The 23,661-nt window shown below is 70.9% G+C and carries 20 protein-coding genes; 8 read left to right on the top strand and 12 right to left on the bottom strand.

Going from position 1 to position 23,661, the window contains the following annotated elements:
- Window positions 1–104: 104 nt before the first annotated feature.
- From JIG36_RS08410 to JIG36_RS53930, 5 genes are all read left to right on the top strand, one after another.
- A complete protein-coding gene (locus tag JIG36_RS08410) occupies window positions 105–2,354 on the top strand; it encodes a putative bifunctional diguanylate cyclase/phosphodiesterase (RefSeq protein WP_236046164.1) in 2,250 nt (749 codons plus the stop codon).
- Window positions 2,355–2,381: 27 nt separating this feature from the next.
- On the top strand, window positions 2,382–4,304 hold the full coding sequence (locus JIG36_RS08415) for a Xaa-Pro dipeptidyl-peptidase (protein ID WP_236046166.1): 1,923 nt from the start codon (window positions 2,382–2,384) through the stop codon (window positions 4,302–4,304).
- A 58-nt stretch (window positions 4,305–4,362) separates the two neighbouring features.
- The gene (locus JIG36_RS08420) at window positions 4,363–5,163 is read left to right on the top strand and encodes an MBL fold metallo-hydrolase (protein ID WP_203375462.1); all 801 of its coding nucleotides are present in this window, start codon (window positions 4,363–4,365) and stop codon (window positions 5,161–5,163) included.
- Between the two features lie 118 nt (window positions 5,164–5,281).
- On the top strand, window positions 5,282–6,064 hold the full coding sequence (locus tag JIG36_RS08425) for a substrate-binding domain-containing protein (RefSeq protein ID WP_203375463.1): 783 nt from the start codon (window positions 5,282–5,284) through the stop codon (window positions 6,062–6,064).
- Window positions 6,065–6,287: 223 nt separating this feature from the next.
- The gene (locus JIG36_RS53930; RefSeq protein ID WP_307872622.1) at window positions 6,288–7,154 is read left to right on the top strand and encodes a pentapeptide repeat-containing protein; all 867 of its coding nucleotides are present in this window, start codon (window positions 6,288–6,290) and stop codon (window positions 7,152–7,154) included.
- 261 nt (window positions 7,155–7,415) lie between these two features.
- Here JIG36_RS53930 and JIG36_RS08435 read toward each other — a convergent pair whose 3' ends face one another.
- On the bottom strand, window positions 7,416–8,120 hold the full coding sequence (locus tag JIG36_RS08435) for an SDR family oxidoreductase (RefSeq protein ID WP_203375465.1): 705 nt from the start codon (window positions 8,118–8,120) through the stop codon (window positions 7,416–7,418).
- A gap of 101 nt (window positions 8,121–8,221) precedes the next feature.
- On the opposite strand from JIG36_RS08435, the gene JIG36_RS08440 reads away from it, so the two are divergent.
- Complete coding sequence (locus tag JIG36_RS08440) at window positions 8,222–9,022, top strand: helix-turn-helix domain-containing protein (protein WP_203375466.1); 801 nt, start codon at window positions 8,222–8,224, stop codon at window positions 9,020–9,022.
- On the opposite strand, the gene JIG36_RS08445 is transcribed toward JIG36_RS08440, so the two are convergent.
- Window positions 9,003–11,033 carry a phosphocholine-specific phospholipase C gene (locus tag JIG36_RS08445; protein ID WP_203375467.1) on the bottom strand — a complete coding sequence of 677 codons (2,031 nt, stop codon included), beginning with the start codon at window positions 11,031–11,033 and terminating at the stop codon, window positions 9,003–9,005. The two genes, JIG36_RS08440 and JIG36_RS08445, sit on opposite strands and share 20 nt — an antisense overlap.
- A 125-nt stretch (window positions 11,034–11,158) precedes the next feature.
- On the opposite strand from JIG36_RS08445, the gene JIG36_RS08450 reads away from it, so the two are divergent.
- Window positions 11,159–12,652, top strand: coding sequence for a copper resistance CopC family protein (locus JIG36_RS08450; RefSeq protein ID WP_203375468.1), 1,494 nt, complete (start codon window positions 11,159–11,161; stop codon window positions 12,650–12,652).
- Between the two features lie 121 nt (window positions 12,653–12,773).
- Here JIG36_RS08450 and JIG36_RS08455 read toward each other — a convergent pair whose 3' ends face one another.
- Window positions 12,774–13,199 (bottom strand): hypothetical protein, encoded by a 426-nt coding sequence (locus JIG36_RS08455; protein ID WP_236046180.1) that lies wholly within the window; start codon window positions 13,197–13,199, stop codon window positions 12,774–12,776.
- Between the two features lie 218 nt (window positions 13,200–13,417).
- Here JIG36_RS08455 and JIG36_RS08460 point away from each other — a divergent pair, with 218 nt between their 5' ends.
- A complete protein-coding gene (locus tag JIG36_RS08460; protein WP_203375470.1) occupies window positions 13,418–14,050 on the top strand; it encodes a TetR family transcriptional regulator in 633 nt (210 codons plus the stop codon).
- 15 nt (window positions 14,051–14,065) lie between these two features.
- Here the strand turns inward: JIG36_RS08460 and JIG36_RS08465 are convergent, their stop codons facing one another.
- From JIG36_RS08465 to JIG36_RS08505, 9 genes are read right to left on the bottom strand one after another with little or no spacing between them, the layout of a single operon-like run.
- Complete coding sequence (locus JIG36_RS08465; protein WP_203375471.1) at window positions 14,066–15,136, bottom strand: polyprenyl synthetase family protein; 1,071 nt, start codon at window positions 15,134–15,136, stop codon at window positions 14,066–14,068.
- Window positions 15,133–16,491, bottom strand: coding sequence for an alkaline phosphatase family protein (locus JIG36_RS08470; RefSeq protein ID WP_203375472.1), 1,359 nt, complete (start codon window positions 16,489–16,491; stop codon window positions 15,133–15,135). The genes JIG36_RS08465 and JIG36_RS08470 overlap by 4 nt, the downstream gene beginning before the upstream one ends.
- Window positions 16,488–17,627 carry a metabolite traffic protein EboE gene (eboE, locus tag JIG36_RS08475; RefSeq protein WP_203375473.1) on the bottom strand — a complete coding sequence of 380 codons (1,140 nt, stop codon included), beginning with the start codon at window positions 17,625–17,627 and terminating at the stop codon, window positions 16,488–16,490. Before eboE ends, JIG36_RS08470 begins: the two co-directional genes overlap by 4 nt.
- Entirely contained in the window at window positions 17,627–18,478 is an 852-nt protein-coding gene (locus tag JIG36_RS08480) for a TatD family hydrolase (RefSeq protein ID WP_203375474.1), read from the bottom strand. The genes eboE and JIG36_RS08480 overlap by 1 nt, the downstream gene beginning before the upstream one ends.
- Window positions 18,478–19,050 (bottom strand): EboA domain-containing protein, encoded by a 573-nt coding sequence (locus JIG36_RS08485; RefSeq protein ID WP_203375475.1) that lies wholly within the window; start codon window positions 19,048–19,050, stop codon window positions 18,478–18,480. Before JIG36_RS08485 ends, JIG36_RS08480 begins: the two co-directional genes overlap by 1 nt.
- Window positions 19,047–19,871, bottom strand: coding sequence for a sugar phosphate isomerase/epimerase family protein (locus tag JIG36_RS08490; protein WP_203375476.1), 825 nt, complete (start codon window positions 19,869–19,871; stop codon window positions 19,047–19,049). Before JIG36_RS08490 ends, JIG36_RS08485 begins: the two co-directional genes overlap by 4 nt.
- Window positions 19,868–20,785, bottom strand: coding sequence for an SCO3242 family prenyltransferase (locus JIG36_RS08495; protein ID WP_203375477.1), 918 nt, complete (start codon window positions 20,783–20,785; stop codon window positions 19,868–19,870). Before JIG36_RS08495 ends, JIG36_RS08490 begins: the two co-directional genes overlap by 4 nt.
- The gene (locus JIG36_RS08500) at window positions 20,778–21,917 is read right to left on the bottom strand and encodes an inositol-3-phosphate synthase (RefSeq protein WP_203375478.1); all 1,140 of its coding nucleotides are present in this window, start codon (window positions 21,915–21,917) and stop codon (window positions 20,778–20,780) included. The genes JIG36_RS08495 and JIG36_RS08500 overlap by 8 nt, the downstream gene beginning before the upstream one ends.
- Window positions 21,918–21,939: 22 nt before the next feature.
- Entirely contained in the window at window positions 21,940–23,643 is a 1,704-nt protein-coding gene (locus JIG36_RS08505) for a ThuA domain-containing protein (RefSeq protein WP_203375479.1), read from the bottom strand.
- Window positions 23,644–23,661 lie beyond the last annotated feature (18 nt).

The following is a 23,661-nucleotide window of genomic DNA, read 5'->3' on the forward strand; positions in this document are numbered from 1 at the left end:
CCGGGTAGCACCGCGTCTTCCTCAGTCCACGACGGTGTCGAGCCGATGGGACAGTTGTGGAGGGGGCGAACGAGTTGAGCGCGGTGACGGTGCCGTCGTTCCGCATGACCCGTTCGCTGGGGCTCGGAATCGGCGTGTTCGTCGTCGCCGCCCTCTGGTTCGGCGTGGGCCTGGTGCGCGAGACCCCGTCCGCGCTCGGCTGGCTCGCACTGGTCGTGGCCGTGCCGCTCGCGGCCGTCACGTCGTGGCGCGCCTCGGCCGGCGACCGCACCTACTGGCGCTACGCGGCGGTCGGCATCTCGCTGATCGGGCTGGGCGCGGGCTCCAACGCCTACGACTACTTCAGCGGCGCCCAGTACGGCCAGCACATCAGCGGCCTCACCGCCACCATCTACGTGGCCGGCCTGATCGCCTTCGTGGTCGGCCTGCTGCGCATCCCCGGCGCCCGCCGCGCGCGCATCGAGTGGATCCGCTTCGGCCTCGACATCGCCACGGTCATCGTCACCGTGCTCACCTTCACCTGGCATCTCGCCTACCGCCGCTGGGAGCAGTGGGTGGGCGGCACCCTCACCGACTCGGCCGCCGTGATCATCGTGCTGGCGGCCGGGTTCATCTGCGTCTTCGCCTTCGTCAAGGTCGCCTTCACCGGCACCGGCCCGATCGACCGCCGCGCCCTGCACCTGCTCGCCCTGACCGGTGCGGTCGGGGCCGGCGGCGGTTCGTTCGCGCCCCTGCTCGACGACAAGCCCTATCTGAACACCGCGCACGTGCTGCTCCCGGCCACCTGCCTGTGCCTGATCCTGGCCGCCGACCGCCAGCTGCGGGCCTCCCGGGTGGGCCGCCCGCTGCCGCGCCCGCCGATGCAGCGGCTCAGCCTGATGCCGTACGCCGCCGTGCTGGCCACCGGTGGGCTGCTGCTCTGGAGCGCCGCCGGCCGCACCGCCGACATCCTGGTGATCGCGATCGGGTCGGTCACGGTCGCCGTGCTGGTCGCCACGCGGCAGTTCGTCGCCCTGCGGGACAACGCCCGGCTGCTCGACGACCTCGACGCCCGCTCGGCCGAGCTGGCCCATCAGGCCGGCCACGACGCCCTCACCGGGCTGGCCAACCGCACCGTGCTCACCGCCGAGATCACCGAGGCGCTGGCCGACGACCCCTGCGGCGTCGGGGTCGCCCTGATCGACCTGGACGACTTCAAGGCCATCAACGACGACCTGGGCCACGCGGTCGGCGACGACCTGCTGACCGCGGTGGCCGCCACCATCGTCGGCCGGCTGCCCGCGGGCAGCGTCGCGGCCCGCCTCGGCGGCGACGAGTACGCGCTGCTGCTGCGGGGCGACGCCAGTGGCATCCTCGCGTCGATCGCGGCCGGCCTGCGCCTGCCCCTCGAGGCGGGCGGGCACGAACTGGTCGTCGAGGCCAGCATCGGCCTGGCCCTGGCCCGGGCCGGCGACACCGCCGACGAGTTGCTGCGCCGCGCCGACGTGGCCATGTACGAGGGCAAGCTGCAGGGCAAGGGCCGCCAGGTCACGTACGTGGACGCGATGGACCAGCGCTCGGCCGAGCAGTCCCGGCTCGCGGCCGACCTGCGCATCGCCCTCGACACCGAGCAGCTCTACCTGCACTACCAGCCGATCGTGACCATGCCCGGCGGTGAGCTCTTCGGAGTTGAGGCGCTCGTTCGCTGGACCCACCCCGCACGCGGCCCGATCGGCCCCGCCGTCTTCATCCCGGCCGCCGAGCGCACCGGCCTGATCGTGCCGCTGGGCGCCTGGATCCTCGAGGAGGCCTGCCGCCAGGCCGTGCGCTGGATCGAGGAACTGGGCGACGCCGCGCCGCACACGGTGACCGTGAACGTGTCGGCCCGCCAGCTGCGCGAGGCCGGGTTCGCCGGCGAGGTCGCGGCCGTGCTCGAGCGCACCGGGCTGCCCCCGGAGGTGCTGACGGTCGAGGTGACCGAGACCGCGGTGTTCGACGGCGGCACGGCGCTGACCGAGCTGCGGGCGATCGCGGCCCTCGGCGTCAAGATCGCCCTGGACGACTTCGGCACCGGCCACTCGTCGCTGGGCCTGCTGCGTACCTGCCCGGCCGACGTCCTGAAGGTCGACAAGTCGTTCGTCGACGACGTCACCGAGGGCGGCCAGCAGGCGGTCGTGGTGGCCGCGCTGATCGGCATCTGCGAGGGCATGGGCCTGCGCGCGGTCGCCGAGGGCGTCGAGACCGCCGAGCAGGCGGCCGAACTGCAGCGCCTCGGCTACCGCTACGCCCAGGGCTTCCACTACGGCCGCCCGATGCCCGCCGAGGCGATCGCGGCATACCGTCCGGCCCCGGCGAGAAGTCGTATAGCCGCCTGAACCACATCGACGTAATACGATGCGTCGATGTCAGGGTTGCGCATGATGGCCGCCACCATCGTCGCGGGAGTGGGGGCCTCACTGGTCCTTTCCGCCGCGCCGGCGTCGGCCACCGGGATCCCCCATGTCCAGGGCGGGCAGACCGTGCCCGTCTATTCGTACGAGAACGCCGTCCGCGAGAGCGTCTGGGTGCAGACCCGGCTCGACAACGACCGGGACGGCGTGCCCGACAAGGTCGCCGTCGACATCACCCGGCCCCGCGAGGCCGCCGACCGCCGCATCAAGGTGCCGGTCATCCTCGAGGCCTCGCCCTACTACTCGTGCTGCGGGCGCGGCAACGAGAGCGAGCTCAAGCAGTACGACGCGAACGGTGTCATCACCAAGCAGCCGCTCTTCTACGACAACTTCTTCGTCCCCCGCGGCTATGCGTTCGTGGCCGCCGACCTGGCCGGCACGAACCGCTCCACCGGTTGCATGGACGTCGGCGGCCGCGAGGAAGTGCTCAGCGCCAAGGCCGTGGTCGACTGGCTCAACGGGCGGGCCACGGCGACCTACGCCGACGGGACCCCGGCCGTCGCCACTCGCTGGACCAACGGCCGTACGGGAATGATCGGCAAGTCGTGGGACGGCTCGGTCGCCAACGGGGTGGCCGCGACCGGTGTCGAGGGCCTCGAGACGATCGTGCCGATCTCGGCCATCTCGAGCTGGTACGACTACCAGCGCTACAACGGGGTGCTACGGGCCGAGGACTACCCGGAGTATCTGCACCAGGTCGTCAACGGACGCCCGGCCGGGGTCTGCGCCGCGACCGTGGAGCAGCTCGACTCGGGCAGCGACGACGTGACCGGCAACTACAACGCCTACTGGGCCGAGCGGGACTTCCGGCCGGACGCCCGCAAGGTGCACGCCAGCGTGTTCATCGCGCACGGCATCAACGACACCAACGTGACCACCACCCAGTTCGCGCAGTGGTGGCAGCGGCTCGACGTGCCCAAGAAGATCTGGCTGGCCCAGCAGGGACACGTCGACCCGTTCGACATCCGGCGCGCCGAGTGGGTGGACACGCTGCACCGGTGGTTCGATCGCTGGCTGCAGGGGCTGCGCAACGGCATCGACCGGGAACCGGCGGCGACGATCGAGACCGCGCCCGGCACCTGGGTCGACGAGCGGACCTGGCCCGCCTCGGCGGCGAAGACCACGAAGGTCGCGCTGGGTGACGGCGATGGGATGACGGGCACGCTGGGTGGTGGGTCCACGGCCGGTTCCCGTACGTGGACCGACGCCCCCGACCTCAGCGAGGCGGCCGCCGTCGCGAGCCCGGGCACCGCCGTACCGGGACGGGTGTCGTTCCTCTCGGCGCCGCTGACCCGGCCCGTACGGATCTCGGGCACGCCCACGGTGACGCTGCGGGTGCAGGTCGACAAGCCGACGACCGAGCTCACCGCCCGGCTCGTCGACTACGGCACCGCGACCCGGGTGAACTACCTCGGGCGCGGCGAGGGCATCACGACCCTGGCCACGGAGTCGTGCTGGGGTGCTTCGACCACGGCCGACGACGCCTGTTACCGCGACACCGCCGAGGCCGTGGTGACCAGCGACCACGCCGTCGTCACGCGCGGCTGGCAGGACGCGGCCCACCACGTGTCGCTGCGGTTCGTCACGCCGCTGCAGCCCGGCCGGTGGTACTCGGTGACCGTGCCGATGCAGGCCACCGACCAGCGGATCGCCGCCGGGCACGTCCTCGGCCTGATCTTGCAGGCGAGCGACAACGAGTACTCGACCCCGCAGTCGACCGGCGCGACGATCCGGCTCGACCTGCGCGGCAGTTCGTTGTCGCTGCCGCTCGCCGGCAAGCTGCCCGTTCCGGGCGCTACCGCTCCGGTGGTCACGACGTCGTCGCCCGCACCGGCCCGCGTGGCGCCGCCGAGGTTCCAGCCGCTCCTGCCCTGACCGGCCGCCCCTCCCTATAGTGGTTGCGGATTGCAATCGCTATAGGGAGGGGCCTCTCATGCTGGCCGAGGTCGCGGACGGTGTACTGGTCCATCAGAGCGAGTTCCTGCTGAGCAACTCCGTTGTCGTCCACGGCCGCGACGGCGTGCTGCTCATCGATCCGGGAGTGCAGGAGCACGAGATCTCCTGCCTCGCGAACGACCTGTCCCGCCCGGTCGTCACCGGTTTCTCCACGCACCCGGACTGGGACCATCTGCTGTGGCTCGCGCCGCTCGGCGCTGCCCCGCGCTATGGCACGGCCCTCTGTGCGGCCACCGTGCGAGACCAGCTGGCCGACCCGGAACTGAAGGCGAACATCGTCGAGCACCTGGAACCGACCGGCATCGCCGGCCAGGTTCCGCTGGAGCTTTACGGGCTCATCACCGGGCTGCCCGCCGAGGCTCCGGAGATCCCGTGGGACGGTCCGCGCGCCCGGATCGTCGAGCACCGGGCCCACGCGCCGGGCCACGCCGCCCTGGTCCTCGAGGAGAGCCGGGTCCTCGTGGCCGGGGACATGCTCTCCGACGTCCTGATCCCGATGCTCGACCGGGACGCCGCCGATCCCGTCGGCGACTACCTCGAGGCGCTGCGCCTGCTGGAGGCCGTGGCGGGCGATGTCGACGTCGTCGTCCCCGGCCACGGAACCGTCGGCGGCCAGGTGCGGGAACGGATCGAGCGGGACCGGGCGTACGTGATCGCCCTGCGCGACGGCGCGACCCCCGACGACCCGCGGATCGGGTCGTCGGCCCAGCCCGGCTGGGAGTGGGTCAGCGACGTCCACGAGGGACAGGCGCAGCACTTCGCCGCCCAGAAGCGCTAGGGGTGTGGTTTGTAAGTAGCGGCGGAGAATGTGGCCGGGAGCTCGCCGCCGGTCATGTCCTGGGCCCACAGGCCGAAGAACGCGCCGGTGCCCCCAGACGCGGGGCACACCGCCGTCGGTGCAGGCGGACTCCCGGGTACCACTCGAACGTCGATGTGGCGAGGTAGTAGTCGTCGCCCACACGCAGGATCGACACCGCCAGTCCGCGACCCGCCGCTGGTTCGAGTCGTTGCTGGCCCGCGGTTCCCTGGGCGCGATCCTGGTGCTGTCCGAACTGACCGAACGCCAGCGCGACGACCTGGCCCGCCGCCGCATGCCGTTCGTGGTGGTCGACGGCGTCAGCCAGCCCCCGCCCGAGGTCCCGTCGATCGGGGCGACCAACTTCGCCGGCGGATACGCCGCCACCGAACACCTGCTGACCCTGGGCCACCGCCGGATCGCGGCCATCGGCGGCCCCGAACAGTTGCAGTGCACGAGAGCCCGCATAGCCGGCTATCGGGCCGCACTGGAGTCGGCCGCGGTGCCCGTCGACCGCCACCTGGTGCGCTACAGCACGTTCCAGCACGAGGGCGGCCTGCAGGCGGCCCAGCAGTTGCTGGCGCTGCCCGAACGCCCGACGGCCATCTTCGCGGGCAGCGACCAGCAGGCCACGGGCGTCTACGAAGCCGTACGCCGGGCCGGCCTGACCATCCCCGCCGACGTGAGCGTGGTCGGCTTCGACGGCCTCAACTTCGCCGAGTGGACCGCCCCACCCCTCACCACGGTCCGCCAGCCGTTGCACGAAATGGGCGCGGCCGCCGCCCGAACCCTGCTACGCCTGGTGAACGGCGAACGCCTCGACTCAACCCGCATCGAGCTGGCCACCGCGCTGGTCGTCCGCCAGAGCACGGCCGCCCTCTGACCGCGGGCACCGCAGCGCGGGCCGGCGTGGACCGAGTGATGTTCGCAACCGACTGCCCGTTCGCCGACATGAAGGTTCAAACCGACTGGTTCCGGGCTGTCGACCTGCCACGCGGAGGATGCCGACCATCCTTGCTTGGGCCGTGCCGGATAGTCGGTTCTTTCGATCTGATGGAGCCGCAGGTCCATCGACGACGATACTGGGAAGCGTCGATGGACGATGGGTGGAGGTGGGCATGCGGCGCCTGCCGTGGGCCTGGGTGCTCTTCAGCGTTGTTCTGCTGATCCTGCTCGTCGCCGCGCTCGTCGGGCCACCGGCGATCTTGCGCTGGGATCTCGGCCAACGTGCCGAAATGCTTTCCCCAGCCGAGACTGCCGGCGCGACCAACCAGATCCGCTCGGCGATCCTCCAAGCCGTCGGCACTGTCGTGGTCCTGGCCGGCGCTTATGTGGCATGGCGGCAACTACAACACAACATGCGGGCCGGCCAGGCGCAGATCGAGTTGCAGCGCGCCGGCAACCTGACAGACCGATACACCCGCGTCGTCGACCAACTCGCCAGCACTGACGAAACGATCCGAGTCGGTGCCATCCATGCCCTCGATCGGATCGCCGCCGAGGCTGTGACCGAGCGCGCGGGCGTGGTCGCCCTCCTCGCCACATACGTACGGGTGCGCGCACACCACGGCTGGACCCACTCCGATGATCCGGAACTACCGCTGCGTTCCCGGGCCAGCGACATCCAGGCGGCGTTGACCACGCTCACCCGATGGATCCAGCCCGAAGTGGTGCCTCCGCAGTGGCTCACCGCCGACATCGCCCATACCGACCTGCCGAATGCCAATCTGCACGGTTGCACGCTTTGGCACGTACGGATGCGCGACATCAACCTGGCCGGCGCCGACCTCGCCGACGCAGACGTACGCGGGGCGGACCTGCGCGGCACGGTGCTCGACGGCGTCGACTTCACTGGCACACGCGCCAACCGGCGCACGTGGTGGCCCACCGGCTTCGACCCGAAAGCCCACGGCATCTCTATCGAACAGACAGAGACGGCATACAGCATGTGGCCGCCAAAGACGCCGGACTGACGTTCTGGTCGACCGGTCGCCCGACTTGCCTTTCACCCGGCCACCATCCCAGCGAGGCCCTCTGTACCAATCTTCACACGCTTGCCTATGCGCGGTCGTGCCGATAAACGGACATCCGAGATGCTGCCCGGCTTGCTCCTCGTCGTGCAGGAACGGGCCGCTCAGATTGGGCAGACCGAAGCCGTGAAGACGGTCGAGTGCGCACACCGGCTGGCGGCCCGTTCCGTTCCCCGTTTCGTCGTGCATTCGGTGATCTCTGGGTCAGGCCTGGATCGATGGTCTGATCTGTACGTTGTTCACCAATACGTGGGGTGGGCGGCTCACGATGTGCAGGATCGCGGCGGCCACGTCGGCTCCGGCGAGGTTGCGCTGGGTGGCCATCACGCCCGCGAGGGCGGCCTGCCGTTCGGGGTCGCCGATGCTGGTGAACAGCTCAGTGTCGGTGTAGCCGGGCTCGACCACGCTCACCCGCACCCCCGAGGGGGCCAGCTCCTTGCGCAGGGCGTCCGAGAAGCCGTACAGGCCGAACTTGGTCGCGTGATAGACGGCCGCGCCGGGGTAGGTCTCGCGGCCGCCGATCGAGGAGATGTTGACGATGTCGCGGGCGTCGCCGGTCAGGTGGGGCAGCGCGGCGTGGGTCACGAGCATCATGCCGAGCAGGTTGGTGTCGAGACAGCGCCGCCAGATGGTGGTGTCGGCCCCGGCCACGGGACCCAGCGGCATGATGCCGGCCGCGTTGACGACCAGGTCGAGGCCGCCGAAATCGGCCGCTGCGGCGTCGACGGCGGTGCGGATCGAGGCCTCGTCGGTCACGTCCAGGGTCAGGTTCAGGTCGCCGTCGAGGCGGTCGGTGCGGCGGGCCGCGGCGGCCACCTGGGCGCCCGCCTCTCGCAGCGCCTGGACGGTGGCGGCGCCGATTCCGGAAGAGGCGCCGGTGACCAGGGCGCGTCGGTTCTTCAGATCCATGCGGTCCACGCTGCCGGTGGGCGGGCGGTTTCCCCAGGCCCGGTGAATCCTGGGGGTCGCAGGGCCAGGTTTTCCGGTCCGTCGCGGCCTACCGTGGGGAGATGGCCGGAGATCTTGGGGAGTTCCTGCGGGCGCGGCGTGCGCTGATCGGGCCCGCCGCGGCGGGACTGGTTGCGGGCGGGCGGCGGCACGTGCGGGGTCTGCGGCGTGAGGAGCTGGCGTTGCTGGCCGGCATCAGCGTGGATTATTACGTACGGCTGGAGCAGGGCCGCGACCGCAATCCGTCGCCGGAAGTGGTGGACGCGCTGGCCCGCGCCCTGCAGCTGGACGACGACGCCGCCACGCATCTGCGCCGTCTGGCCGCCGTGACCGTCGCCGCACCGGTGAACGACGACGAGGTGCGGCCGTCGGTGGCCCGGCTCGTCGACACCTCGCCGTGGCCGGTGGCGCTGCTCGACCGCACCCTGAGCGTGCTGCGCGCCAACGAGCTCGCGGTTCTGCTCAACCCGGGTCTGGCCGAGGGCCGCAACCTGGTGCGCGATGCCTTCCTCGACCCGTCGGTGGCCGCGCTGCACGTGGATGCGGCGGCGGTTCGGGCCGAGTGTGTGGCGGCGCTGCGCTCGGCGGCCGGGATCTACCCGGACGACGCCGAGCTTCAGCGGTTGGTGGGCGAGCTGTCGGTGCACAGCCGGGATTTCCGGTCACTGTGGGCACGGGCGGATGTGAACTACTGCCGTACGGGAAAGAAGGTCTTGAATCACCCGGCGGTCGGGCGGCTGTGCCTCGACTACGAGACGCTCGACGTCGGGGACGCGAGTGGGCAGCGGCTGCTGATCCACTCGGCCGAGCCGGGTCGACCGGACGGCGACAAGCTCGCGCTGATCAGGCCAGACCTCCCATAGCCGGGTCGCTGATGCTCTCGCGGCCGTTCTCGAGGTGGCCGGCGTAGCGGCGCTCGACCCCCTCCACGGTGACCGTCAGGTCGTACCAGCCCCGGGTCTTCGCGGCCGAGTGGCCCGCGATGTGGTGGGCGCCGGGACGGACGGCCGCGGTGGTGGTGCGGCCGGTGTAGCGGTCGGCCACCTTGACCAGGGCGCGGGCCGGGCCCTGGTTGCTGATCTCCAGCATCACCACGTGGTCGTCCTGCTCGGCGCGCACCTCCACGGCGGGGCGACCGGCCCGGCCGGTGAAACGGCGGTAGAAGCCGTTGGGGCCGCGCACCTCCACGTCGTACGGGCCGGTGGTGGGCCACATGCCGGTGAGGCGCTTGCCGGGCTCGACGGTGTAGGTGCGGGGCTCGTGGGATTGGTCGGCCGAGTGCACTTGGAACACCGCGGCGGCGCGGCCGGTGTTGCGGAACTCCACGGTGAACCCGGTCGGCGCGACCTTGCCGTCGGCGTGCAGCTTGTACGGCAACGCCCGGGCCGGGCGCACACCCCGTTCCTGGTCGGGCAGGGCCGGGTCGGCCGGCGGAACGGGCACCTCGTCGGGCTGCCGGGTCAGGGCGGTCGGCTTGAACGCGGCGGTGCCGGGCAGGTCGGCGAGACGGCGGTTGGGCGTACGGAAATCGAAAGCGCTCGTCAGGTCACCCGCCACCGCCCGCCGCCACGGGGTGATGTTCGGTTCCCGGGGGCCGAAACGCCGTTCCAGGAACCGGATCAGCGAGGTGTGGTCGAACAGCTGGGAGTCGACGAAGCCGCCACGGGTCCACGGCGAGACCACGACCATCGGCACGCGGATTCCGAAGCCGTACGGGCCGGTGGGGTGGTTGGCGCTGCCGGGAAAGATCTCGTTGGTGGTCGGCACGGTTGAGCGGGCCGGATCGGGGGTCGGCGGCACCAGGTGGTCGAAGAAGCCGCCCTCCTCGTCGTAGGTGACGAACAGCGCCATCTTGCTCCACACCTCCGGGTTCGAGGCGAGGATGTCGACGACGCGCGAGACGTACCACTCGCCGTAGTGCGGTCCCCAGTTCGGGTGTTCGGTGTAGGCCTCGGGCGCGACGATCCAGCTGACCGACGGCAGCCGGTCGTGGCGCACGTCCTCGCGGAAGTCGGTGAGCAGCTTCTCCGGGTCACGGCCGAGCTTGTTGATCTCGGTACCGGTCTTCGCCTTGTCGGCCAGGGGATTTCTGGGTACGGCGTTCTGGTACTGGTGGAAGTAGAGCAGGGCGTTGTCGCCGTAGTTGCCGATGAACGGGTCACTCGTCCAGCCCCACGACCCGGCCGCGGTCAGCCCGAGACCGATGTCCTGATAGACACGCCACGAGACGCCGGCCCGTTCCAGGCGTTCGGGGTAGGTCGGCCAGTCGTACCCGGCCTCGGCGTTGTCGACGACCGGGCCGCCTGCCTGGCCGTCGTTGCCGACCCAGCCCGTCCACATGTGATAGCGGTTGGGGTCGGTCGAGCCCATCAGCGAGCAGAAGTAGTTGTCGCAGACCGTGAACGCGTCGGCCAGCGCGTAGTGGTAGGGCAGATCGGCCCGGGTGTGGTGGGTCATCGTCTGCACGCCCTTGTTGGGCACCCACCGGTCGTAGCGGCCGCCGTTCCAGGCGTCGTGCGTGTCGTTCCAGCCGTGCGGCGGGTCGGGCAGGAACATGTCACCCACGTCGGGGACCTCGGGACGGAACGGCAGCAGCTCGCCCTCGCCGTGGGGCTGGTGCCACACGGAGTTCCCGGACGGCAGCCGTACGGGGTGAGGGTCGGCGAAGCCGCGGACACCCCGCATCGCGCCGAAGTAGTGGTCGAACGAGCGGTTCTCCTGCATCAGGATGATCACGTGTTCGACGTCCTCGATGCTCCCGGTGCGCGTGTTGGCCGGGATGGCGAGGGCCTTGTCGAGGCTTGCGGGCATGGCCGACGCGACCGCCGGCATGCCGAGCATCTGGAGGAAACTGCGGCGATCGAGCTCAACCATGACTCCGGAAGGTAGTCCCCGCCGGTGGACGCCGGATTAACGCGAGTCGATGCCTTTGCTTTCGTCGCGTCGATAAAAAGATTGAGATGTATTGACTAAAAGGTGTCGTGGTCGAGGATGGGGCGATGGGATCACTCGCTCGCGGTGTCCTCGCGCTGGCCGCCTTCGCCGCCGTGGTGTTCGGGCTGCCCTCCCCGGCGTCGGCCCACGGCACCCTGGCGATGTCCAACCCGGTCAGCGGGGCCACGGTCGACGCGCCGGTGGCGAGCGTCGAGCTCTACTTCACCGAGAAGGTGCCGGACAACGCGTACTTCGCGGTCACCGCACCCGGCGGTGGACGGGTCGACAACGGCTGGGAGCACGCCAGTCCGCGGCCGCTCGACAAGCCGGTCACCGAATACTTCATGGAGAACGGCCAGTACGAGCCGCGCGAGTACAAGACCGGGTTTCCGGCCCGAATCCGGGTCGCGCACATGCCGGCCACCGGCGAATACAAGGTGGACTATCTGTCGAAGGCCTCCGACGGCGACGCCGTGCACGGGACGGTGACGTTCAAATACACCGGGCCCACCACACCCGCGCCCGCCGGGTGGACGGCGCCGACCGGGCAGGCCGACGCCGCGCTCACCGGGGATGCTTCGGTTTCCGCTCCTGTGGCGAGACAGGACGACCGGGGCAGCGCCTGGGGAACGTGGCTCGGCGGGGCGGCCGCACTCGCCGTGCTGGCCGGAGGTTTCGCGCTGTGGCGCTATCGCCGGTTGGTTCCGGTGGCGCCGGTCGCGGTCGGGGCGGTCGTGGTGGCGCTCGTCGGTGGTTATGCACTCGGGCGGGCCACAGTGGAGGAGACGCCACCCGCGGCTCCCGCGGCCATGACGGGACACCAGCACGGCATCGGCGGAGGAACCGCCAGCGTCGACGCACTGGGCACTTCCGTCAGTGATCAGGGCTGGACGATCCAGCCCGTCAAACGGTCGCAGGCCAAGGGCGAGACGGTCGACTACGCCTTCCGGATCGTCGGCGCGGACGGTCAGCCCGCCACCCGCTACGCCGTCGTGCACGACAAGCCGCTGCACCTGGTGGTGGCCGGCCGGGGTCTGACCGGCTTCCAGCACCTGCACCCCACGATGTCACCGGACGGCCTGTGGTCGGTGCCGCTGAAACTGCCCGAGGCGGGCGCCTACCGCGTGTTCGCCGACTTCAGCCTGGCCACCGCCGACGGCGCCACCACCCCGCTCGTGCTCGGCGTCGACCACCACGTGCCCGGTGACGCCCCGAAGACCGAACTGCCCGCGCCGCAGACCATCGTGCAGGCCAAGCCGTTCCTGGTTTCGATGGAGGGCGCGGTGAAATCCGGCGCCACGGTGCCGGTGCTGTTCCGGGTCGCGCGCTCCTCTCCCGGCGCGGCCACTCTGGAGCGCTACCTGGGTTCGTACGGGCATCTGGTCGTCCTGCGGGAGGGCGACCTCGGCTACGTGCACGTCCATCCCGATCCCGAGCTGGCCGACGGCGCGATCCGCTTCAACGTCTCCCTTCCGGGCGCCGCCCGCTACCGCGCCTTCCTCGAGTTCCAGGTCGACGGCGAAGTCCACCGGGCGGAGTTCACCATCCACGCCGGTTAGCATCGGGCTTCGGCCCCGAGCGGATCGCCGACATCCGCCAACACGCGGCCGAGCCCGACGCGGGTTGACGAGGGGTCAGGCCCGCCCGGGAGCGGCTGCCTGACCCCCGTCACGAGGTTGCTCAGGCCTTACACGACACGTAGAGGCCGGCGCTGGTCAGGGCGCCCTGCACGATCCATGCGGTGGCTCCGCTCGGGGGATAGACGAAGAGCGCGACCCCGCTGGCGACCGCCAGGACGCAACCGGTGTTCCACTGGACGGTCTGTGCGGCGCCGCCGCCGTAGGCCAGGTGGTAGCTCGCGACCTGGTTTCCGTTGATGTACTTCTTCAGGTAGCTGCCGTGACAGTCGGTCGTGGCCTGTCCGGGCCGGAGCATGTAGCTGCTGCCGTCGACGCCGATGCAGTAGTAGTCGTACTCCCCGGTGGCGGCCGCCACCGGAGTCGCGGGAGCGGGAGCGGCCGCCGCGGGGGCAGCGTTCGCCGCTTGAGGTGCGAAAACCCCTGCCGCTAAGGCGAACGCCGCAACGGCCGACACGAACCTGTTCATGGGGTGCTTCCCTTCGTCGAGTCGCAGCGGGTGTCGCCGCAATGCGGGGAAAGCTATGTGCTGGACGTGCGGTCAGGGAATGCCCGCCAGAGGCCGGACAAACCGGGAGCTGTTGCCCGGACCGGTTGTCCAGTGGTTAAGATCGATGCATTCGCCTGATTGCCAAAGCTCGGGTTGGAGGCCCGAGGCTTCGTTCCACGCAGACCACGGGGAGAACAATGAAGGTCACCGAGATTGAATGTCCCAGGCACACCGCTCTGAGGGCCGTGGAAGTCAGTCTGAGTGACAATCGTGAAGAGAACGCCGCACCGGAGATCCTCGAAGCCGCGGTTCGCGCCTTCGACGAACTGGGGTACGAGCGGGCGAGCATCAAGCACATCGCTGAGCTGGCCGGCACCTCGAAATCTCTGGTGACCTACTATTTTCCGACCAAACAGACGCTGGCCTCGGCCGTGATCAACCTGGCCTATCCCGGGGGCGTCTTCATGGGGTCCCGGCGTGTCGTCGCCGATCCGCTCGACGCGATCGTCTGGGTCGCCGAGCACGTGACCACCAACGTGCTCTACAGTCCGCTGGCCCGGGTCGCGATCAGCCTTGGTGACCGTGACCGCAAGGGTCTCGGCGGCCGTCTGTCGGGGTGGTACACGAGGCTCACCGACTATGTCGAAGAGGCCCGGATCAAGCGCCTGGTGCCGCCGGTCACCGATGCGTCCACCGAGGCGAGGTTGCTGCTGAGCGGCATCGTCGGTCTCGTCGCCGTGGCGATGGAGACAGGGTCCCGCCTTTCCCTGGTCGACGATGCCGTCCGCATCACGCGCGACCGCCTCGCGAGCCTGCAGGCGAGCGCATAAGAAGCACAGCGCAGGTCACAGCGACCGGTTGATGGCGGCCTCGGCCTGGTCGGTCAGGGCCGCACGGACAAACGCGGGCAACGGAGCGGCGGCCAGGGCGGCCAGAGCGGCCTCGGCCCGTACGCGGATCATCTGCTCGATCTGTTCCAGCGCACCGGTTTCGACGATGATGGCCCGCAGCGCCTCGGCCCCGGAAGCGTCCAGGTCGGGGTTGCCGAACAGGACCGCCAGCCGGGCCGCCTGGTCACGGGTCGCGGCGTCGCGGGCCAGGGCCATCATCACCGTCGGTTTGCCCTCGCGCAGATCATCCAGCGTGGACTTGCCGGTGACCGTGGGGTCGCCGAACACGCCCAGAACGTCGTCGCGCAACTGGAAGGCGTCTCCCAGCGGGTCGCCGAAGTCGGTGAACGCGGCGTACAGGGCGCGGGGAGCGCCGGCCAGCCACGCGCCGATCTGCAGCGGGCGGGTGACCGTGTACCGCGCGGCCTTCATGCGGATGACGGTCAGGGCGCTCGCCACCGAGCCGTCGCCCACCCCGGAGACCAGGTCGAGGTACTGGCCGGCGATCACCTCGGTCCGCATGAGCGCGAACGCCGCATAGCCCTGGTGGATCTGCCGGGGCGGCAGCCCGCACTCGTGGAACATCTGCTCGGCCCACGCGGCGCACAGGTCGCCGCAGAGCAGGGCGGTGTTGCGCCCGAAGGCCAGCGAGTCGCCGCGCCACGAGTGGCGGTGGTGCATGGTCGCGAAGAAGCGGTGCATCGACGGTTGGCCCCGGCGCCGGTCGCTGCCGTCGATGATGTCGTCGTGGATCAGCGCGAACGCGTGGAACAGCTCCAGGGCGGCCGCCGCGTTGATCACCTCGGGGCAGTCGTCGCCCCCGCCCGCGCGCCAGCCCCAATAGCAGAACGTCGGGCGGATCCGTTTGCCCCCGGCCAGGATGAACCGGCGCAACGAGTCGAGCGCGCCGCGCGGGGCGCCGTCGGGCCAGGCCGGGTCCTGCCGGTCGATGAACGTGGCCAGGGCGGTGTCGAAGCGCTGCCTCAGTTCGGCCGAGGCCGGCGCGCGGGTTGCCTCGAGCGTCATGACAGCCCCGCCAGGCCGAGCAGCAGAGCCTTCACGTCCGTCGCAGACACGTTCTCCCGGGAGGCGGAGGGCTCCGAACACAACAGCACCGGCGCGTCCTCGGGGGAGGCGGGCAACCGGCCGTGCGACCCCTTCACCGCGCGCGCCCCGGCGTCGAGACCGACCGGGTTCATCAGGTAGCGCAGGCCCAGTTTCTTGCGGGCCACCGCCGTGATCGCCCGCCGCTTCGCCGCGCCCGGGTCGGCCGGGTCGAAGAACAGCTCGGCCGGGTCGTAACCGGGTTTGCGGTGGATCTCCACGCAGCGCGCGAAGTCGGGCGCCCGCGCGTCGTCGAGCCAGTAGTAGTAGGTGAACCAGGAGTCGTCGGAAGCCACCAGCACGAGATCGCCCGCCCGGAAATGATCGAGTCCGTATGAGGTTTTGCCCGCGTCGTCCAGGACGAGGTCGACCCCCGGCACGGCCGCGCACAACTTGGCCACCGCGGGGATTTCGGCCGGATCCCGGACGTACACGTGCGCCACCTGATGGTCGGCCACGGCGAAGGCCCGTGACACCCATGGATCGAGATATTCCATACCGTCTTGCGTGTAGACCTCCAGCAGCCCCTCCGACCGCAGCATCCGGTTGATGTCGACCGGCCGGCTCACGTCGGTGATGCCGTACTCGGAAAGCGCCACGACGGTCGTGTCCGGCAGTGACAGCAGGGGCGCCAGCACCTCGTCCAGCGCCGCCGCGGCCGCCGCCGCTTGCGGTGAGGACGGCCCGAACCGCTGCAGGTCGTAGTCGAGATGCGGCACGTAGACCAGCGTGAGGTCCGGGTTGCGGGTCTTCAGCAGGTGCAGCGCCGCGTTGACGATCCACTGCGAGGACGGCATCCCCGCCCCGGGCCCCCAATAGGTGAACAGCGGGAACGGCGGCAGCTCGTCGTGCAGCTCGGGCGGATACGTGTAGCAGTCCGGCTCCTTGCGCCCGTCGGCCCGATAGATCGGCCGTGGCGTGATCGTCCAGTCGACCTGGGCGCCCATCGCGTACCACCAGCAGACGTTGGCCACCGTGTAGTCCGGCCGGACCTTGCGGGCCGCGTCCCACAGCTTCTCGCCGCCGACGAGCGCGTTGTGCTGCCGCCAGAGGAAGACCTCGCCCAGTTCCCGGAAGTACCAGCCGTTCCCGACGATCCCGTGGTCGGACGGCATGGCGCCGGTGAGGAACGTCGACTGCACCGAACAGGTCACCGCCGGCAGCACGGTGCCCAGCGGCGCCTGGAACCCGCGCTCGGCCAGGGCCCGCAGCTTGGGCATGTGGGCCAGCAGTCGCGGCGTCAGCCCGACCACGTCGAGCACCACCAGCCGGCTCATCGGTTCACCGCCTGGGACGAGAACGCGGAAGCCGGGTCAGGGGCACCGGCGGAGGCGAGCAGGTTGTGCGCGAACGCGAGCTCGGCCGCGATCCCGTCGGCCAGTCCCGCCGCATCTTCGGGGCGCTGTTCGGAAGGCAGGACACCCCAGGTGTACGTCTCGACGTCGTAGTGCTCACAGTCGGACGAAGCGAGCAGCTCCCGCAGGGCCGAGCGCAGCACCGGAACGGTCGACGTCAGCGGCGCGGACGGTTCCGCGTGCAGCGGCACGTGATAGTGGACGCGCCACGGCCCATCCAGCTTGCGGTCCAGGGCCGCGTCCAGGTCATCCGTCGCCTCCCCGGCCTGCGAGCGCGTCTGATGCATAAACCTCGGTTCCACGTACGCCCGCAGGACGTCAACCGCCGCAAGCGGATCGTCCGCCTGCAACGCCGCCGACACCTGCACCTTGACCACCGGCACACCGGCCGTCCGCAGGCGGTCGAGGGCCTGGGCCGGATCCTCCCAGGCCACCGCCAGGTGGGCCAGATCGAGGCACACACCCAGCCGCTCGGTGTCGACCCCGGCCAGCAACGCGGCCGCCTGGGTGGTGTTCTCGATCAGGCAGCCCGGCTCGGGTTCGAAGCCGACCCGGACCTTGCGACCGGTCTCGGACTCGATCCGCGCCAGCCCGCGGGCCAGTTCGTCGAGGTGCCCGAACGCGGCCGCCGCGCGGGAGCCGTCCCACGGCGTGCGCCAGGCGATCGGCAGCGACGACACCGACCCGTACGAGGCGGTGTCGGGCATCAGGTCGGTCAGGATGCGCGCCAGCCGGAGCGTGTAGTCGAGGCGCTCGCGGGAGGTCCAGTCGGGGTAGTAGACACCCAGCTTCACCACGGGCGCCTGGAACGCCTCGTACGGGAATCCGTTCAGGGTGACCACTTCGAGACCGCGCGCGTCGAGTTCGCGGCGCAGCCGGCGCCGATCCTCCGGCGAGTCCGCGAGCCCGGCCGCCGCGGGCGCCGCCAGCCACAGCCCGAGCCCGAGCACATCGGCGTCGAGCCGGTGCCGGATCGGGAGCGCGTACGTGTCGAGCTGGTCGATGATGCCGGCCAGGTCCTCGGCCGGGTGCACGTTGGTGCAGTAGCTCAGATGCATCAGCTGCCTCCGCGCAGGATCGAGTTGCCGGCGAACGTGGGCCCGGCGTCCGCGACGTCGGACAGGTCGAGCCGGCCGGACTGGCCGTAGAACTCGACCGGGTTGCGCCACAGCACCCGGTCGACGAAGTCCTCGTCGAAGCCGGCCTTCAGCAGGGCCTCGCCCGTGTGCAGGGTGAGCAGCGGATCCGACTTGCCCCAGTCGGCGGCCGAGTTGACCAGCACCCGTTCCGGCCCGAACTCGCGCAGGATCGCCACCATCCGTTCGGGCGACATCTTGGTGTCGGGATAGATGGAGAACCCGGTCCACACCCCGGCTTCCCGGGCCGCCGCGACCGTCACCTCGTTGAGGTGGTCGAGCACCACCCGTTCCGGTGCGATGCCGGATTCCTTGATGACGTCGAGGCTGCGCTGGGTTCCGCGCGCCTTGTCGCGGTGCGGCGTGTGCACCATCGCGGGCAGGTCGTGGTCGAGGGCCAGGGCCAGCTGGGCCGCGAACACCTCGTCCTCGGCCGGAGTCATCGAGTCGTAGCCGATCTCGCCCACCGCGACCACGCCGTCCTTGGCCAGATAGCGCGGCAGCAGGTCGAGCACCGGCCGGCAGCGGGGATCGTTGGCCTCTTTGGGGTTCAGCGCGATCGTGGCGTGGTGCCGGATGCCGAACTGGCTCGCCCGGAACGGTTCCCAGCCGATGATCGAGTCGAAGTAATCGGTGAACGAACCCGGGTTGGTGCGCGGCTGACCGAGCCAGAACGCGGGTTCGACCACCGCCCGCACCCCGGCGTCGGCCATCCGCTGGTAGTCGTCGGTGGTGCGCGAGGTCATGTGGATGTGCGGGTCGAAGATGCGCATCAGGCCTCCTTGAGCTGGTCGAGTAGAGCGAGCGCGTCGGGTGGCATGTCACGGCCGGCGGCCTGGCGTTCCTGGGCGAAGGCGCCGAGCATCGCGCCCAGCGGTCCGTCGGCGCGCTCGGCCAGCCGGTGCACCCCGCTCAGCGGTACGCCCATGAAGACGCACTTGAGGACGGCCTGGCGCCACGCCTCCTGGTCGAGACGGTCCGCGGCCGGGCCGAGGGCCGCTGCCACCAGCCGGGTGTCGTTGGTGCGCAGCGCGTCCTCCAGCAACGGCACCGCGCTGTCGCCGATCGGCAGCAGCGGCAACGCTTTCAGCACCGCCAGCTTCTCGGCCGTGTCCCCGTAGCGGTAGACGGCCAGCACCTGCTCGACCGGGGAGGCAGCCAGCAGCAGGGCCCGCGCCGCCTCGTCGGTCGTCCATCCGTCGAGCAGGGGCTCCCGGCCGTACCGCCGCCCGGCCGCGGGGAAAAGGCCGCCCACGGTGTCCGGCTTCTCGGCCACCCGGCGCAGGTCCTCGGTCAGCCGGTCGTTGCCCGCGAGCTCTTTCCGCAACTCGTCCAATGTGGTCATCGGTGGTCTCCCGCCTCTTTGAGGGCGTTGCGCAGGAAATCCAGTGACTGCGCGGCGATCGTCGGCGCCGCGTGCGGGTGCCGGGGCAGCTCGACCGACACCAGACCGCGGTACGAGGCTTCGAGCGCGGCCAGCACCGGCGGGAAGTCGATCTCGCCGGTGCCGAACTCGAGGTGCTCATGGGTGCCGCGCCGCATGTCGTCGATCTGCACGTTGACGAGCTCCCCGGCCACGGCGGTCACACAATCGGGCACGGGCAACGCTTCCAGGCAGCGGCAGTGTCCGATGTCGAGGGTGATGCCGAAGTTCGCCGGGCGGCCCAGGTCGTCGTGCAGGCGCCGCCAGTCGGCGATGTCGTTGACGAGCATGCCCGGTTCCGGCTCGAACCCGAGGGTGACGCCGTGGGCGCCGGCGAACTCGACGATCTGCCGGGTGCGGTCGACCAGGCGGTCCCAGCGGTCGGCGGGTCCGATGCCGGCCCAGAACGACACCGCCTCGGCGCCGAGATCCGCGCCCACCTGGACGGCTCGGCGCAGGTATTCCAGGCGCAGCGCGGGATCGTCGTCCATCAGCGTGGGGGAGTGCTTGCGCCACGGGTCCAGCAGGTAGCGCGCCCCGGTCTCGATGACGACGGCCAGTCCCAGCCGTTGCAGGTCGGCCGCGACCTCGGTCGTGCGCCGCGCGAGGTCGGCGCCGAACGGGTCGAGGTGGTTGGTGTCGAGGGTGAGCGCGACCCCGTCGTAGCCGAGGTCGGCGATGACCCGCAGCGCCTCGGGCAGCCGGTGGTTGGTGAATCCGTTGGTCCCGTAGCCAAATCTCATGTCGGCGACACCTTCCGGGCCAGGCGCCGGGCCAGCGGGGCGAGAAGAGCCAGCCCGATTCCGTACGTGGGTGAGCCCGCCCTTGTGGTCAGCGCGCCCTGCAGAGTCGGCAGATCGGTGATGCCCGCTCCGACGGCCGCTCTGATGCGGCCCGCCGTGGGCTCGGCTGCCGCGCGGGCCTGCGCGGTCCCATATCCGGCTGCGTACCAGGCGGCGAGCAGCCCGGCCGGGCCCGGCCTTCGTCCAGCGGCCGTGGCGGCCACCGCGGCCGTTCCGGCCAGTGTGGTGAGCGGCAGCGCGGAGGTAGCCCCCGAAACCTCGCGCCGGGACAGCTCCGTGACGGTGTAGGTGTGAGCGGCGACGGTCAGCGCCGACGGCACCGCCCGCCGCATGTTTCCGCCGCTCGCGCCGAGCAGCACGTCGAGCCCGCGGCAGGCGGCCATGAACGCGGGCCCGGCCGGGGTGTTCTTCGCCCACAGGTCGTAGGCCCAGACCGTCGCCGCGAGGGGGACCGCCACCGCCGCCGCCCGGCGGCCCCCGGACAGGGCAGCCAGCCCGACCCCGGCCGCGGTCAGCCCGGCCGCGGTGAGCAGCGCCTGACCCGGTCGCACCCGGCCCGAGGGGATCGGACGCTCCGGCCGTTCCCGGGCGTCCAGTTCACGGTCGGCCCAGTCGTTGGCCGCCATCCCACCCCAGTAGAGGCAGACCGAGGCCGCGGCGAGGGCGGGCGTCGAGGGCCGCACACCGCCGGCCGCCGCCGCACCGGCGATGGTGTCGCCCGGAACGGACAGGGCGGCGGGCGCGCGGACGAGCTGAGCGAGGTCACGCAGCCGGGGCCGGCCGGTCCACGAAGCGCGATGCCGGGGGACGCCGTTCCGGGTGGCGAGGGCCGGGCGCACGGGGGTGTCAGTCATGGGCGAGGCCCCGGACGAAGGCGGCCAGCCGCGCCCACTGGTCGGCCAGCGCGTGCGGCACCTCGCCGATCGGGTCCTTGAAGAAGAACGCCAGATCGGTCAGCGGCCCGGTGCGCCCGGCGGCGTGGGCGGCCGCGGTCAGGCGGGCCAGGTCGAGGATGAGCGGCGCGGCCAGGGCCGAGTCGCAGCCGTGCCACGAGAACTCCATCCGCATCTGGGTGCCGAGGAAGCCGCTGAACGTGATGAGGTCCCACGCCGTCTTGAAGTCGCCGATGTCGTCCACGTATTCGATGTGGCTGCTGCCCTGCGGCTGGTAGCCCAGGGTCTCGGCCAGCACCCGTTGTTTGCTGCCCGACTTGGCCGCCCGGGCCGCCGGGTCGGCCAGGTTCGCCCCGTCGCCGCCGCCCAGCAGGTTGGTGCCGGCCCAGGTGCGGACGCGCAGGTGCCGCATCGCGAACATGGGCGCCAGCACCGACTTCACCAGCGTCTCGCCGGTCTTGCCGTCGTGCCCGGCGTAGGGCAGCCCGGCCTCGGCGGCCATCTCGCGCAGCGCGCGCAGCCGGGTGCCGGTCGACGGCGTGAAGTCCACGAACGGGCATCCGGCGAGGAACGCGGCGTACGCGTAAAGGGAACTCGGCGGCAGCACCGCGCCCGGCGTGCCCATGGCCGTCGACAGCGCGGACAGCGACTCGTGGGCCGGGCCGGCGGTGAACAGCGGCTCGGTCGACGAGACGTTGACGACCACGACCCGTTCCAGGCCGCGCCGCCGCCGGAAGTCGTCGATGTCCTGCGCGACCAGCCTCGCGACCTCGAGCTGGGTCTCGGCCGAAGGCACGGGCCGCAGCTCGCGCTGCAGCCCGTCCAGCTTGTCGGCCACCGCGGCGGCCGGGCGCGCGGGGAGCACGCCGGCCGCGACCAGGTTCTCGACCTTCTTCTCGAGGGTGATGTCGCTGATGTCGTGGCCGCCGAAGACCAGGTCGCCCAGCCCGGGAAGGGCCGGCGACGCCAGCTCCGGCAGCTCGGTGACGCACCCCAGGGGCTCGGCGAGCCCGGCGCGTAGTGCGGTGGCCCCGACCATGCTGGTCACCGCCACGGATCCTCGTGCCCCGATCAACCACACGCCGGTCGTCATCCGAACCCCTCTCAGGTGTTGCTCAGTTGCCGAAAACCTCGAAGTTGTAGAGCGAGTAGCCCCACGGGGTGGCCCGGGTCGTGCCGAGGACCCGCACGTAACGGGCCTGGGCGGTGAGCCCGGTGATGTCGTCCTCGCCGCCGTTGCCCCCGGTCACCGAGCGGGCGGTCGACCAGGTGCTGCCGTCGGTCGAGGTCTGGATCTGGTACGCCGACCCGTAGGCGGCCTCCCAGAGAAGCCGGACGCGGTTCACCGCCCGCACCAAACCCAGGTCGACCTGGATCCACTGCGGGTCGCTGAACGCGCTCGACCAGCGGGTCGTGGTCGAGGCGTCGACCGCGTTGGCCGCCGGGTAGCTGCCGTTCTCGACGCTGGAGGCGGTGGCCGGCCGGTTCAGGGCCAGGTTGGTGACCGGCGGCTGCCCGGTCAGCTCCTTGACCCGGATGTTGCGGAACGCGGCCTGGTCGCCGGCGCCGTGGTTCTGGATGCCGATGTAGCCGTCCAGGTTGCGGGCCGGGTCGGTGTTGGTGAAGTCGTTGATGAGCTTGCCGTTGAGGTAGACCCGGATCCGCTGGCCCTCGACCAGCAGCTCGTAGGTGTTCCACTCGCCGGCCGGGTTGAGCGCGGCGTCGCGGGCGGCGATGTCGGCCGACTTGAACGTGTAGATGGCGCCGGTGGTGCGGTCGGTGGCGTCGGTGGCGTCGATCTGCACCTCGTAGCCCTGGTTCACGGCCACCCACGGGTCGTTGCCCGGGTTGGGGAAGCCGACGAAGATGCCCGAGTTGCTGTCGCCGGTGAGCCGCCAGTCGGCCTTCAGCGAGTACGACGTGAACTGCTTGGCCGAGTACCAGTAGAGGCCCATGCCGCCGACCGAGCTCAGGGTGGCGTCGCTGTTGGTGAAGCTGCCCGGGCCCGACTGCGACCAGCCGGTGGTGCCGCCGTTGTAGAGCGGGGTGTAGCCGGTCTCGGGGCGGCAGTCGGCCTTGGCCCGGTTCGACGCGTAGCGCAGGCCGCCCAGCAGGTGCTGGCGGAAGTTCGCTTCGGCGTACGAGGCCTGGGTGTGCCCGAATCCGGTGTACCAGGACCGTCCACTGTCGACGGTCTTGCACCAGGCGATCGGGTGGTCGGCGCCCATGTTGCCGCCCGAGTAGGTCGACTCGTCGAGCGTGGCCAGCACGTGGGCGCCGCTGCGCGGGTTGCTCTGGTAGTTGTAGAGCTCGTCGGTGCGGGTCCACGCCTGCGGCAGGTGGGCGCTGCTCGGGTGGGCCCGATCCTCGACCCGGGCGGTCACCTGCTGGATGGCCGGGTGCGAGTGGAAGTAGGCGCCGACCAGCTGACCGTAGAAGGGCCAGCCGTACTCGGTGTCGGCCGCGGCGTGCACACCGACATAACCGCCACCGGTACGTACGTACGACTCGAAGGCCGTCTGCTGGGTGTCGTTGAGCACGTCGCCGGTGGTGTTGAGGAAGACGACCGCCTCGTACTGGGCCAGGTTGCCGGTGGTGAACGCGCCGGCGTCCTCGGTGGCGGTGACCGTGAAGTTGTTGGCCGCGCCCAGATCGCGGATGGTCTGGATGCCGACCGGAATCGCGTCGTGCCGGAACCCGGCCGTTTTGCTGAAGACCAGGACGTCGTACGGGGCGTCGGCCGCCGAAGCGGGAGACGCCGTGAACGTGCAGGCGGCCAAGGCGATCAGGGTCGCCGCACCGGCTATGAGCTTGCGCATGAAACCTCCTGTGCGTGG

The sequence above is a fragment of the Paractinoplanes ovalisporus genome (assembly GCF_016834655.1).
GTDB classification, from domain to species: Bacteria; Actinomycetota; Actinomycetes; order Mycobacteriales; family Micromonosporaceae; genus Actinoplanes; species Actinoplanes ovalisporus.